The sequence below is a fragment of the Tabrizicola sp. YIM 78059 genome (genome assembly GCF_004959785.1).
In the GTDB taxonomy this organism is placed as follows: domain Bacteria; phylum Pseudomonadota; class Alphaproteobacteria; order Rhodobacterales; family Rhodobacteraceae; genus Tabrizicola; species Tabrizicola caldifontis.
This window is the reverse complement of sequence record NZ_SJZH01000005.1, coordinates 107323-119819: the sequence shown is the minus strand read 5'-3', so window position 1 is coordinate 119819 and position 12497 is coordinate 107323. Positions and strand designations below refer to the sequence as shown.

At 64.4% G+C, this 12497-nt stretch carries 10 protein-coding genes; 5 read left to right on the top strand and 5 right to left on the bottom strand.

All coding sequences use genetic code 11. The features are described from left to right. Positions 1-43: 43 nt before the first annotated feature. Positions 44-613: a DUF882 domain-containing protein gene (locus EZM81_RS08670; RefSeq protein ID WP_136645439.1), complete on the bottom strand. Its 570-nt coding sequence runs from the start codon at positions 611-613 to the stop codon at positions 44-46. 334 nt (positions 614-947) lie between these two features. Here EZM81_RS08670 and EZM81_RS08665 point away from each other — a divergent pair, with 334 nt between their 5' ends. Genes EZM81_RS08665 through EZM81_RS08650 form a run of 4 tightly spaced genes read left to right on the top strand, consistent with a single transcriptional unit; the run spans position 948 to position 5164 of the window. Beyond that, the gene (locus EZM81_RS08665; RefSeq protein WP_136645438.1) at positions 948-2543 is read left to right on the top strand and encodes a murein L,D-transpeptidase; all 1596 of its coding nucleotides are present in this window, start codon (positions 948-950) and stop codon (positions 2541-2543) included. A 33-nt stretch (positions 2544-2576) separates the two neighbouring features. Further along, entirely contained in the window at positions 2577-3668 is a 1092-nt protein-coding gene (gene lpxD, locus EZM81_RS08660; protein WP_135448665.1) for a UDP-3-O-(3-hydroxymyristoyl)glucosamine N-acyltransferase, read from the top strand. Between the two features lie 9 nt (positions 3669-3677). Beyond that, positions 3678-3971: an acyl carrier protein gene (locus EZM81_RS08655; protein WP_248298169.1), complete on the top strand. Its 294-nt coding sequence runs from the start codon at positions 3678-3680 to the stop codon at positions 3969-3971. Continuing rightward, positions 3968-5164, top strand: a complete 1197-nt coding sequence (locus EZM81_RS08650; RefSeq protein WP_136645437.1) for a beta-ketoacyl synthase — start codon at positions 3968-3970, stop codon at positions 5162-5164. The genes EZM81_RS08655 and EZM81_RS08650 overlap by 4 nt, the downstream gene beginning before the upstream one ends. A 58-nt stretch (positions 5165-5222) precedes the next feature. Here EZM81_RS08650 and EZM81_RS08645 read toward each other — a convergent pair whose 3' ends face one another. Then, positions 5223-5900, bottom strand: coding sequence for an invasion associated locus B family protein (locus tag EZM81_RS08645; protein WP_135448660.1), 678 nt, complete (start codon positions 5898-5900; stop codon positions 5223-5225). A gap of 462 nt (positions 5901-6362) precedes the next feature. Between EZM81_RS08645 and EZM81_RS08640 the strand changes: the two genes are divergently transcribed. After that, positions 6363-7925, top strand: coding sequence for a helicase HerA-like domain-containing protein (locus EZM81_RS08640; protein ID WP_136645436.1), 1563 nt, complete (start codon positions 6363-6365; stop codon positions 7923-7925). Between the two features lie 52 nt (positions 7926-7977). On the opposite strand, the gene EZM81_RS08635 is transcribed toward EZM81_RS08640, so the two are convergent. The 3 genes from EZM81_RS08635 to EZM81_RS08625 all read right to left on the bottom strand — a co-directional run bounded on the left by EZM81_RS08635 (position 7978) and on the right by EZM81_RS08625 (position 12392). Next, positions 7978-10059, bottom strand: coding sequence for an ABC transporter ATP-binding protein (locus EZM81_RS08635; RefSeq protein WP_136645435.1), 2082 nt, complete (start codon positions 10057-10059; stop codon positions 7978-7980). An 81-nt stretch (positions 10060-10140) separates the two neighbouring features. Beyond that, positions 10141-11304, bottom strand: a complete 1164-nt coding sequence (locus EZM81_RS08630) for an ABC transporter permease (RefSeq protein ID WP_135448654.1) — start codon at positions 11302-11304, stop codon at positions 10141-10143. 8 nt (positions 11305-11312) lie between these two features. Beyond that, the gene (locus tag EZM81_RS08625; protein WP_135448652.1) at positions 11313-12392 is read right to left on the bottom strand and encodes an ABC transporter permease; all 1080 of its coding nucleotides are present in this window, start codon (positions 12390-12392) and stop codon (positions 11313-11315) included. Positions 12393-12497: the final 105 nt, after the last annotated feature.

The window sequence follows — 12497 nt, the reverse complement described above, 5'->3', positions numbered from 1 at the left end:
AAAAGGCGCCATACGGCGCCCTTCCTTCATCAGACGAGGCGGCTCAGCCGCCCCAGCTGCGGACCGGACCGCAATCCATGTGGACGAAGTTCGACCGCGAATACTTGCCTACGCCACCCGAGGCACAGGCCGCCGCCGCACGGGCCATCTGGCTGACCGAGCGCGATTTCAGCCGCAGGTCGGCTGCCTGCCCCTTCATGTGCAGCGAGTTCTTCGCCACGCCACGCGATTTCGACCGCAGCATGGCATTCGTCTTCGGGCAGCGATAACCCGACAGAAGCATGTAGGGTTCGTTAACGTCCATCAGCCGGTGCGATGCAGCCATGATGTCGACGGTGCGCATGTCCATGTTCATGGCTTCGTTCGACCGCCAGTCGCGCATGAAGTAATTGATTTCCTTCACGACTTCTGGGATGTACTCGCCATCGACCCAATATATCGTGTCGATGCTTTCGCCTGTCCGACCTGAATACATGCGAATGCGGCGAATGTCCCCTGCACCTTTCAGAAGGCCGAAGGCGTTCGAATATGTCGGAGCGGCTACAACCGCGGTTGCCGCGAACACGCCCAGAAGGCCACGCCGCGTGACGCCGTAAGTCCCAAGATCCGTCATTCTAACGCCTGTCCCCGTAGCTGTCTCTGGCTGCTGAACGCAGCTTTTGTGCAACTTCTTCCCCAAGTGCCGGTATCTTATGGCACAGGTCGAATCGAAGCCCAAGTGCCGATTGCCCGGGCGAGGGACAACTCAACCTGAATAGGCAAATTTTTGCTGAACGCCCGCGCAAATGATCGTCTGTTGTCATTTTGCATCAAAAGGCCCCAGAACTGTTGCCGGTTCGGAAATAGTCGCCGTGGCAAAACCTGGCCGGGTCGGTTTGTGAATGGACAGTCCGGGCAGAATCCGCTGATAGTGGCAAGAGATGCAAGTCCTTGAACTCGGTGCCTGAATGGTCATTTCCGCATTCGCAAGGCTGACGGCCTGCACAGTGTTTCTGTCGTGTTCGCTGGCCCTGTCGCCTGCGGTGCAGGCACAACCCTCCTCGTTCACCCAGTCGCTGGCCGCGGCGGCCAGCGAGGATCAGACGATCGCGGACTGGTATCGGAAGACCGGCTACAAGACGCTATGGACCGGGCCCGAGGATGCCGGCCGCCGCCAGGCGCTGCTGACCGCGATTTCCGCAGCAGCCGATCATGGCCTGCCGGTGGCTCGCTATGACGCCAAATCACTGGCGGCGGCCTTCCGCTCTGCCCAGACCGAGGCGGACCGGGGACGGGTCGAGGTGGAAATGACGCGGGCCTATCTGGCCTGGGCGCATGATCTGACTTCGGGGGCGCTGGATCCGGCGAAGGTGGACAAGGGGATCGTCCGCAAGATCGACGTGACCGATCCCGCCGTTTTCCTAGTGCGGATGGCCAATGGTGATCCAGCCACGGTGCTGAGCCGCCTTTTGCCGAAATCATCGGTCTACTTGAACCTGATGAAGGCCAAGATCGGGCTTGAAGCGCAGATCGCAGCTGGGGGCTGGGGTGCGCCCGTGCCGCCGGCAGAGCTGAAGCCGGGCGCGACCGGCCCGGCGGTGGTGGCGCTGCGCGACCGGCTGATCCGGATGGGTTATCTGCGGCCTACCGCCACCTCGACCTTCGACCGTGCGGTTCAGGCGGCCGTGCTTGAGTTCCAGCTTGCACACGGGCTGGTCGCGGACGGCATCGCCCGAGAGGGAACGATTGCAGAGATCAACAAGGGACCGGAAGAGCGGCTGAAGTCTGTCATCGTGGCGCTGGAACGCGAACGGTGGATGGATATCGACCGGTCTGTGCGCCACGTCTGGGTGAACCTGCCCGACTTCAAGGCCCGCATCATCAAGGACGGCCGGACCATCTTCGAGACGCGCGTCGTCATCGGCAAGGACGTGCCCGACCAGCGCAGCCCGGAATTCTCGGACGAGATGGAACACATGGTCATCAACCCCTCATGGGGTGTGCCCCGGTCGATCATCGTCAAGGAATACCTGCCGCTCTTGCAAAGAAATCCTAATGCCGTCAGCCACTTGCAGGTCATTGACGGTCGCGGTCGCGTGGTGCCGCGTGGGTCGGTGAACTTTGCCGCCTACACGGCCCGGAACTTCCCCTTCGCGATGCGCCAGCCGCCTTCCGACGCGAATGCACTGGGCAAGGTCAAGTTCATGTTCCCGAACGAATACAACATCTACCTGCACGACACGCCGTCGAAATCGCTGTTCGACAAGGAAATCCGCGCCTACAGTCACGGCTGCATCCGTGTGGCCGACCCCTTCGAGCTGGCGCACGAGCTGCTGTCCTGGCAGACCGACAATGCCGAGGAAGAGTTCGACCTTGCATTGCAGTCCGGCAAGGAGACGACGGTGAAGCTGAAGCAGACGCTGCCGGTGCACCTGGTCTATTTCACCGCCTATCCCGATGCGAAGGGGCGGATCAACTATCGCCGGGATGTCTATGGGCGGGATGAGGCGCTGTTCCAGGCGATTTCCTCTGCCGGGGTGGAACTGCCGGGCGTTCAGGGGTAATCCTGCGGGCTGGAACGACCTGTCGAGGATGCGATGCCCCATACGATCCGCGCCATTGCCCTTGCTCTGGGGGCCGAGGCCGAGGGTGATCTCGACCTGACGGTAACCGGTGCGGCCGAACCGCAGATGGCCGGGCCCGACCAGTTGGCCCTGGCGATGGACCCGCGCTATGGCGAGGGCATCGCGAAGGGACGGGCGCGGGCGGCAGTGGTTTGGCCCGGGGCCGACTGGCGGGCGATGGGATTGAAGGCCGCGATCTTCGCCCCGCGCGGGCGGCTAGCCATGGCGGGGCTGACGCGGCTGATGGATCCGGGGCCGGCGGTCGCTGCTGGCTTGCATCCCATGGCGATCGTCGATCCCTCGGCCGAGATCGGGCCGGGCGCGGCCATCGGGCCTTTCGTCGTTATCGGCGCGGGCGTGCGGATCGGCCCGAACGCACGGATTGCCAGCCACGTTTCCATCGCCGAGGGCGCGACCATTGGGGCCGATGCGCTGATCCTGCAGGGCGCGCGGATCGGGGCGCGCGTCACCATTGGCGACCGCTTCATCTGTCAGCCGGGCGCGGTGATCGGGGCGGACGGGTTCAGTTTTGTCACGCCCGAGAAATCCGGTGTCGAGGAAATCCGCGAGACCCTGGGCAGCCGGGCCGAGATCCGCGACCAGTCGTGGACCCGCATCCATTCGCTGGGGGCCGTTACCATCGGCGACGATGTGGAAATCGGCGCGAACGTCTGCATCGACCGTGGCACGATCCGCGATACCTCGATCGGATCGGGCACCAAGCTGGATAACCTTGTTCACATCGGACACAACGTGCAGGTCGGGCGCGACTGCCTGCTATGCGGGCAGGTCGGCATTGCGGGTTCTGCCCGGATCGGCGACCGGGTGGTGCTGGCCGGGCAATGCGGGGTGAACGACAACATCTTCGTCGGAAATGACGTGATCGCGGGCGGGGCGACCAAGATCTTCACCAACGCACCGGCGGGAAGGGTGCTTCTGGGCTATCCGGCGGTCAAGATGGAAAGCCATGTCGAGATACAGAAGGCGCTACGCCGCCTGCCTAGGCTTGCCGCGCGGGTGGCGGCCCTGGAAAAGGGCGTTCCGCCGGGGTCGGATTCCGACTAGATCATGGGCATGACGAAGGGCAGAACGGCCATGACCACACGGGCAGAGATCGAAGAGGCGGTGATTGCCATTCTGGCTCAGGAACTGTTGTTGCCGCCGGGCGAGATCTCGCCGGATGCCCGGATCGATGATCTGGGGCTGGACAGCCTGGGCAAGGTCGAGGCCATCTTCGCGCTGGAGGAGCGCTTCGGCATCGCCATCCCGTTCAATGCGAACGAGCCTGACCTGCCGGAATTCGACTTTGCCACTGTGCAGCAGATCGTGGACGGCGTTGAAAGGCTGATCGCCCAGTCGGCGGAATGAGGCGCGTCGTTGTCACCGGCATCGGCACGGTCAATGCGCTGGCGCCAGATGTGCCGGGAACCTTTGCCGCGCTGGCCGAGGGGCGGTGCGGCATTGGCCCGCTGACCTTTCGCGATGCAGACCGCCTGACTGTAAGGATCGGCGGCGAGGTCCGCGACTGGCCGTCCGAGGGGCGGTTCGATCCCGCCCGACTTCCCCTTTATGACCGTGTCACCCAGTATGCCATAGCCGCCGGGGCGGAGGCGATGGCGATGGCCGGGCTCGCCCCCGGGTTGGGCAATCGCGGCGGCGTGATCCTTGGCACGGCGGCGGGGGGCATCGCCACCTGGGAGGAGGCATATCGCGCGGTTCTGGCCGAAGGGAAGAACCGCGTATCGCCCCTGACCGTGCCGCGACTGATGCACAATGCGCCGGCATCGCATCTTTCGATCCTGCACGGGCTGACCGGGCCAGTGCTGTCAGTCTCGTCGGCCTGCGCCAGCGCCAACCATGCCATGGGGCTGGCACTTCAGCAGATCCGTCAGGGGGCGGCAGATGTGATGCTGACCGGCGGCACCGAGGCGATGCTGTGCTTCGGTGGCGTCAAGGCCTGGGAGGGCCTGCGCATCCTGGCGCCCGATGCCTGCCGCCCGTTCAGTCTTGGGCGCAAGGGGCTGGTGATCGGCGATGGCGCAGGGGTGCTGGTCTTCGAGGCCGAGGATCACGCCCGCGCGCGCGGGGCGCAGATCCTGGCAGAAGTCGCGGGTTTCGGCATGTCGGCGGATGCGGGCGACATCGTGGCGCCGGATCCCGAAGGGGCTGCCCGTGCCATGCGCGCAGCGATTGAAGATGCCGGGCTGTCGCCTGCCGACATCGGTTATGTCAACGCTCACGGCACCGGGACGCTGCTGAACGACCGCTCCGAGGCCACGGCGATCCGGGCGGTGTTCGGCGATGCGCCGCCGCCGGTGTCATCCACCAAGTCGATGCACGGCCATGCCATCGGCGCAACCGGGGCGCTGGAGGCGATCGCCTGCCTGTTTGCCCTGACCCGGGGCGTCCTTCCCCCGACCATGGGGTTCGAAAGCCCCGACCCGGATTGCAATCTGGATGTCGTGCCGAATGCGGCGCGCCCATCCGATGTGACGGCCTGCCTTTCCAATGCCTTTGCCTTCGGCGGCCTTAATGCGGTGCTGGCCTTCGCCAGGACGTGAAATGCAACGGGGCCGGCCCCGACAGGCCGGCCCTCGATCCACCCTGACGACAGGCGGCCTATTCGTTCGCCGGCGCGGGCGTCTGTGCCTGGGCGGCTGCCGCTGCGGCATCCGCTGCATCGTTGGCCGCATCCACTGCGGCCAGGCCGGCCGTGAAGCCCTTCAGCGAGACCGACAGTTCTACCTTGTCGTTCGGCGCAACGAAGGGAACGATGGTGATCTTGGCGTTCGCGCCTTTCTTCATCTGTGCCACTTCCTCGGCGGTGAAACCGATGCGTGCCACGCAGCCGATCTGGGTGCAGAAGGTGAAGGGATAGGCCTTGGGCTTGCCGGCATCGATCTGAAGCGTCATGCCCGCCGTCAGCAGCGTCTCGAGCGGGGCGATGAACGTCGCCCCCGCCACGGCCGGGCCTTGCGTACCCTTCGGCAGGCCGAAGATCGTGAACTCGGCCACGTTGTTGCCGTCACCGTCCTTCAGCAGCATGTAAAGCTGGCAAGGGTCGATACCGTTTTCGGTGCGCACGCAGCGCTGCTGCCAGGCCTCGAAGTTCGCGGCAACGTAGGTGTCGCCGACCCCGCTGCCGGCCACTTCCTGGCCCATTGAAAGCCCTTCGGGCGTCGCGGAATCGGCAGCCGCCGGTGCTTCGGTCGGCGCTTCTTCCGTGGTCTGTGCGGCCAGCGGCAGCGCGGCAAGCGCAAGGATGAAGGCAAGCGCAGAGGTCGTGGTCTTGGCCATCTGGGGCAGTTCCTTTGGTCTTGTGTCTGCGGCGGTCTCTAGCACGGTGCCAGCGCCAAGTCAGGTGGCAAATGGCCGCCATGGCGCGGTTCTGCGCGTCTGACCCGCCAAGCCACGCAAATGTGAAAAAGGGCCGGTGAGACCGGCCCTTCCCGAAAGTTATTGTTTGCTCCCTGTCGGACTGGCCGACTTCATGGTCAGGGACGCTATTGTGCTTTTCCCATCAGGTCAACGGGATTCTGGCCTGCCGCATCCTGCATCTGCGACGAAAAAAAGCCGCGCCTTTTCAATGGCGCGGCCAGTCGACAGGGAGGAAGTCACCACCAGTGCACCGCCGGGCGATGCACTGGTCGCTTCAGTCTGGCGCGAAGGGGTTAAGAATGTATTCTGGCCCCGGGCGACAAGCGGCCGTGCGGCGCAAAGGGTGGCCGTCGGGGATGCGATCAGGGCAAGAGGTGTGACGTGGCAGAGCAGGGTTCGACCGAAGACAGCATCTTCGTTGGCGGCGGCGGGGAAGGCCATGCCGTGCCGCAGCGGCTGCTTCTGCGGTATGGCAACCGTCATGGCCTGATCGCGGGCGCCACCGGCACCGGCAAGACGGTGACACTGCAGATCCTGGCCGAGGGGTTCTCGGCCGCCGGGGTTCCGGTGTTCCTGTCAGATGTAAAGGGTGACCTGTCGGGAATCGCCGTCGCCGGTTCGGCAGACCACAAGCTGCACGAAGCCTTCATGAAGCGCAGCCAGACCATCGGGCTTGACCTGAAGTATCGCGCCTTTCCCGTGATATTCTGGGATCTGTTCGGCGAGAAGGGCCACCCTGTCCGCGCCACGGTCGAGGAGATGGGGCCGCTTCTGTTGTCGCGGCTTCTAGAACTGACCGAGGCGCAGGAGGGCGTTCTGAACGTGGCGTTCCGCCTGGCCGATGAAGAAGGCCTTGCGCTGCTGGACCTGAAGGATCTGCAGGCGCTGCTGACCTTTGTCGCCGAGAACGCGAGGGAGATTTCAGCCCGCTACGGTCTGGTCGCGCGAGACTCGGTAGGTGCGATCCAGCGGCGGCTTCTTGTGCTGGAGAACCAGGGTGGCGCCGGCTTCTTCGGCGAGCCGGCGCTTGATCTGGCCGATCTGATGACCGTGTCTCCCGACGGGATGGGACGGATCAGCATCCTTGCCGCCGACCGGCTTATGAATGCACCGCGGCTTTACGCGACCTTCCTGCTGTGGCTGCTGTCGGAACTGTTCGAGGCGTTGCCGGAAGTTGGCGATCCCGAAAAGCCTAGGCTGGTCTTCTTCTTCGACGAGGCGCATCTTCTTTTCAACGATGCACCCAAGGCATTGATCTCGCGGGTCGAGCAGGTTGCGCGGCTGATCCGTTCCAAGGGGGTGGGGGTATATTTCATTACGCAGAACCCGGCAGACGTGCCCGATACGATCCTCAGCCAGCTAGGCAACCGAGTGCAGCATGCGCTGCGTGCGTTCACGGCGAAGGATCAGAAGGATCTGGCCAAGGCGGCCGAAACCTACCGCCCGAACCCGGCCTTCAGGATCGATGAGGCGATCCGCGACCTTGCCACCGGTGAGGCGGTGACCTCTTTCCTGGAGGCGAAGGGCATTCCCGGAATTGCGCAGCGCACCTTGATCCGGCCGCCTTCCAGCATGCTGGGCCCGATCGGGGATGATGTTCGGGCCTCGATCATCGCTGCGTCGCCGGTACGGGGAAAATATGACACGCCGCTGGACCGGGACAGCGCCTACGAGCGGTTGCGCGCCCGCACCGAAGCGGCTGCTGCCGAGGCCGCCCGTGCCAGGGAACGGATGGAGGAAGAAAAGCGCGAGTTCGAGCGAGCCCGGCGCTACGACGGCAGGAACAATGGCGAAGCTGGCGCAAAGCCGCGCACGTCGGGCGGGGGAAGCCGGTCGGATTCCATCAGCACGGCCTTCGCCAAGAGCTTTGCGCGTCAGCTGGGCACACGGTCGGGCCAGGCCCTGGTTCGCGGCATCCTCGGCTCGCTGTTCGGGAAACGCTAGACCGGCGGGCCGTCATGCCCTGATGGCAGGACGGGGCAGTGCGGTTCCTTCGCTATTCGGCAGCAATCCGGATGACCGGCTCCATCGTCGCCAGCACCTCGCGGCTGAGGTGGCACTTGATCTGGTGCCCCTCGGCAAGCGTCTGCACAGGCGGCACTTCGCGCTCGCACAGGCCGCCGGGCACCTGGGATTTCCAGCGGCAGCGTGTCTGGAACGGACAGCCCGGAGGCGGGTTCATGGCGCTGGGAATATCGCCTTCCAGAACGATCCGCTTGCGCGTCACGTGGGTGTCGGCAATCGGCACGGCTGAAAGCAGCGCCTCGGTATAGGGATGGTAGGGGGGCGAAAAGACCTGGTCGGTCGTACCCATTTCCACCACATGGCCGAGATACATCACCATCACCCGGTCAGACAGGTAGCGGACGATGCTGAGGTCGTGGCTGATGAACAGAAGCGTCGTGCGGTTTTCCCGCTGGATATCCATCAGAAGGTCGGTCACCGCGGCCTGCACGCTGACATCCAGTGCGCTCACGGGTTCATCGGCCACCACGACCTTGGCGCCACCGGCGAAGGCGCGGGCGATGCCCACGCGCTGCTTCTGCCCGCCGGACAGCTGGCGGGGCATCCGGTCGGCAAAGGCACGGGGCAGCTTCACAAGGTCGAGAAGCTCCAGCATGCGCTGGTGGCGTTCGGCATCGGACTTGCCGTACTTGAAGATCTCCAGCGCGCGGATGATCTGGCGGCCCACCGTCATCGAGGGGTTCAGCGTGTCGAACGGATTCTGGAAGACCATCTGCACCGAAGACACCGTGTCGGTATTGCGCTTCTGGATCGGGGTCGATTGCACATTCTCGTCAAACAGCATGATCGAGCCGGAGGTCGCGGTTTCCAGACCCATCAGCACCTTGGCGAAGGTGGACTTTCCGCAACCGGATTCGCCCACGATGGCCAGCGTTTCGCCTTCATGCGCCTCGAAGGACAGCGTTTCGTTGGCCTTGACGACCTTTCTTGCGCCGCCTCCGAAGGCGCCGGTCGAGACGGCGTAGTATTTCTTCAGATCCTGCATCTTCAGCACGACGCGACCGATCGGGGCCCGCTCCTTGACGTCGCGCTTTGCCGGCGGGGCGTCCCAGTCGATTTCCTGCCAGCGCAGGCAGCGGGTTTCGTGGCGGTCGTCACCGGGGACGGGGAACATCGGCACATCGGCTGCGTCGCAACGGCCCTTCTGGAAATAGTCGCAGCGCGGCCCGAAGTTGCAGCCCGGCGGGCGTTCGTGAGGCAGGGGGAAATTCCCCGGAATGCTGATCAGGGGCCTTGCGTTCTTGTCGGCGCCGGGCAGGGGGATGGAGCGGAAAAGCGCCTGGGTGTAGGGGTGGCGCATCTTGTCGAAGACCTCGGTCACGCTGCCGGTCTCGACCGCCTCGCCGGAATACATCACGCAGATCCGGTCGCAGACATCCAGGACGAGGCCGAGGTTGTGGCTGATGAACAGCATCGATGTGCCGTATTTCTCGCCCAGTTCCTTGACCAGATCGACGATGCCTGCCTCGACCGTCACGTCAAGCGCGGTGGTGGGTTCGTCAAGGATCAGCAGCGCAGGCTTGGCCATCAGCGCCATGGCGATGACAATGCGCTGCTGCTGGCCGCCGGACAGCTGATGAGGGTAGGAATGGATGATCCGGTCAGGGTCGGGCAGGCGCACGTCGGCGACGATCTGGCGGGCAAGCTTCCAGGCCTCGTCCTTCGGCATGCCGGAGTGGATCATCGGCACCTCGGCCAGCTGCGCGCCGATCTTCATAGCCGGGTTCAGGCTGGCCATGGGTTCCTGATAGATCATCGCGATTTCCGAGCCGCGGATATGCCGCAGTTCCTCGTCGCTCATCCTGGTCAGATCGCGGCCCTTGAACCTGATGCTTCCGCCGGTGATGCGGCCGGTCTTGCCCAGTTCGCGCATCACGGCCAGCGCCACGGTGGATTTTCCGCAGCCGGATTCGCCCACCAGCCCCATCGCCTCGCCGGCCATGACGGTGCAGGAGAAATCCATCACCGCGGGGATTTCGCGCAGGCGGGTGAAGAAGGAAATCGAGAGATGGTCGATTTCCAGGATCGGTTGCGAGGGGTCCCAGTCAGGCATGGCATACTCCTGTGACGGGCGGCAGAGCGAGGGTTTCACACCCCCGCACCCCCGTGGGATATTTGAGCAGAGAGGAAGACATCAGTCCCTCAGGCTTTCTTCGCGCAGGCCATCGGCCAGAAGGTTCAGGCCAAGCACAAGGCTCATCAACGCCAGCGCGGGCACCAGGGCGGCGTGGGGGAACATGGAAAGGGTCTTGCGCCCGTCGTCGATGGTCGAGCCCCAGTCAGGGCTGTCGGGCGCGACACCGAGGCCGAAGAAGCCCAGCGTGCCCAGCAGGATCGTTGTATAGCCGATGCGCAGGCAGAAATCGACGATGAGGGGGCCGCGCGCGTTGGGAAGGATTTCCCACAGCATGATGTACCAGGGGCCCTCGCCCCGGGTCTGGCCGGCGGCGACGTAATCGCGGGATTTGAGATCCATCACGATGCCGCGCACGATGCGGAAGACAGTGGGGGCGTTGACGAAAACGACCGAGACGAAGACGTTCAGCATGTTGGGCGACATGGTCCAGACGCCCAGCGGGTCGGCGTTGAAGGCAAGGCCCGAATAGGCCCAGGCACCGATGATCAGCACCGCTCCGACATACAGGTTGCGTTTCATCGGGTCGGTGAAGAAGCGCGCGTTCAGAAGCACCGTCAGGAAAATGATCGGGAACAGGAACAGCAGCGCCGCCAGCACCACCGGTATGCCGGTCTGGCGGATCTCGGGCGTCACGAGGAGGTAGAAGAGCAGGATCACCGGGAAGGCCAGGACGAGGTTGGCCAGGAAGGACAGACCCGTGTCCAGCCTGCCGCCGAAATAGCCCGCCGGAAGGCCAAGTGTGATCCCGACCATGAAGGCGAAAAGTGTGGCTGCGGGGGCGATCTTCAGCACCTCGCGCGCGCCCATCACCATGCGGCTGAACACGTCGCGCGCCAGATGGTCGCCGCCGAAGAGGAAGTGGCTGTATTGCCCCTCGGCCGCGTTGGCGAGAACGGTGCCCATAGGCTTGTTCTTCATGCCCGAGATCTGCAGATAGGGGTCGAAGGTGATGATGTGGTCGGCCAGAAGCGCCGTGAATACCCAAAACATCACGATGCCGAAACCGATCATCCCCACCGGACTGTCGAACAGTTTGCCGTAAAGCCCCAGCCTGCGCTTGAAGGCGATCGAGACGGCGAAGGTCACCACCAGCGCGATCCAGACCGGCAGGAACTGCGCGATCACGCGGCCAAGGATTGCGGTATAGGTCAGGTCTTCCATCTTGCCCCCTACGACAGCCGGATGCGCGGGTTCAGGAACACATAGCCGATGTCCGAGATCAGCTGGGTCACCAGCACCACGAACACCGCCACGACTGAACAGCCGAGCAGGAGGTTGATGTCGTTGTTGCCCGCGGCCTGAACCAGCGTCCAGCCGAAGCCCTTGTAGTTGAACAGGGTTTCCACGATGACGACACCGTTCAGAAGCCAGGGGAACTGCAGCATGATCACCGTGAAGGGTGCGATCAGCGCGTTTCTCAGCGCGTGTTTCAGCACCACCTGGCGGAAACTGGCACCCTTCAGCCGGGCCGTGCGGATGTATTGCGCGGTCATCACCTCGGTCATGCTCGCCCGCGTCATCCGGGCAATGTAGCCAATGCCGTAAAGCGCAATGGTCATCACCGGCAGCGTGAAGCTCCAGAAAGTGATGCGGTCGGGCGAGGCGGCGCCTTGGAACAGCACCTTGCCCTCGATCAGACCCCAGTCGGCCAGAAGCGGCGACAGGCCCGTGACCGGCGAGGCAAGGAGCGCGACCAGAATCACGCCCGAGACGTATTCCGGCGTCGCCGTGGTGGCGATGGAGAAAGTGGACAGCACGCGGTCGGTCCGGCTGCCCTCGCGCATTCCGGCCACCACCCCGATGATGAGGGATGAGGGGATCATCACGATCATCACCCAGAGCATCAGCCAGCCGGTTGCCGACAGCTTTTCGGCAAGGTTCGGCAGGACGGGGCCGCGGAAGAAGGTGGAATGTCCCCAGTTGCCCTGAAGGATGCCGCAATAGCGCGGCGCAGCGGTCGGGTCGGTGCCCGCGGCAAAGCAGCGGCCCCGGGGCACGCCCTTGTCATCGACCCGTGTCCAGCCGGGCACCACGCCCAGCCACTGGCCATAGCGCAGCAGCACCGATCCGCCGTGGCCATTCTGTTCGATCCAGGCGGCAACCGATTCGTCAGTCATCCGGACCGAGCCTTCGCTGCGGGCCAGTTTTTCCAGGTTCGGCGGCAGGTTGGTCAGGTAGAAGACGATAAATGTCAGCACAAAGGCCGTAAGGAGCATCAGTCCCAGGCGGCGGAGGATGAAGATGAGCATGTGTCTGGCTCTGCTCCCTGCGGGCTGGGCGGCCGACAGCGCGGGCGCACGGGCGGGAATGGGCTGGCCGGCGCGCCGGGCGCACCCGAAGGCGCGCCCGGACGG

Coding starts and splice junctions, on each gene's coding strand:
- EZM81_RS08670 (WP_136645439.1), bottom strand. CDS start 613: ATGACGGATCTTGGGACTTACGGCGTCACGCGGCGTGGCCTTCTGGGC.
- EZM81_RS08665 (WP_136645438.1), top strand. CDS start 948: ATGGTCATTTCCGCATTCGCAAGGCTGACGGCCTGCACAGTGTTTCTG.
- lpxD (WP_135448665.1), top strand. CDS start 2,577: ATGCCCCATACGATCCGCGCCATTGCCCTTGCTCTGGGGGCCGAGGCC.
- EZM81_RS08655 (WP_248298169.1), top strand. CDS start 3,678: ATGACGAAGGGCAGAACGGCCATGACCACACGGGCAGAGATCGAAGAG.
- EZM81_RS08650 (WP_136645437.1), top strand. CDS start 3,968: ATGAGGCGCGTCGTTGTCACCGGCATCGGCACGGTCAATGCGCTGGCG.
- EZM81_RS08645 (WP_135448660.1), bottom strand. CDS start 5,900: ATGGCCAAGACCACGACCTCTGCGCTTGCCTTCATCCTTGCGCTTGCC.
- EZM81_RS08635 (WP_136645435.1), bottom strand. CDS start 10,059: ATGCCTGACTGGGACCCCTCGCAACCGATCCTGGAAATCGACCATCTC.
- EZM81_RS08630 (WP_135448654.1), bottom strand. CDS start 11,304: ATGGAAGACCTGACCTATACCGCAATCCTTGGCCGCGTGATCGCGCAG.
- EZM81_RS08625 (WP_135448652.1), bottom strand. CDS start 12,392: ATGCTCATCTTCATCCTCCGCCGCCTGGGACTGATGCTCCTTACGGCC.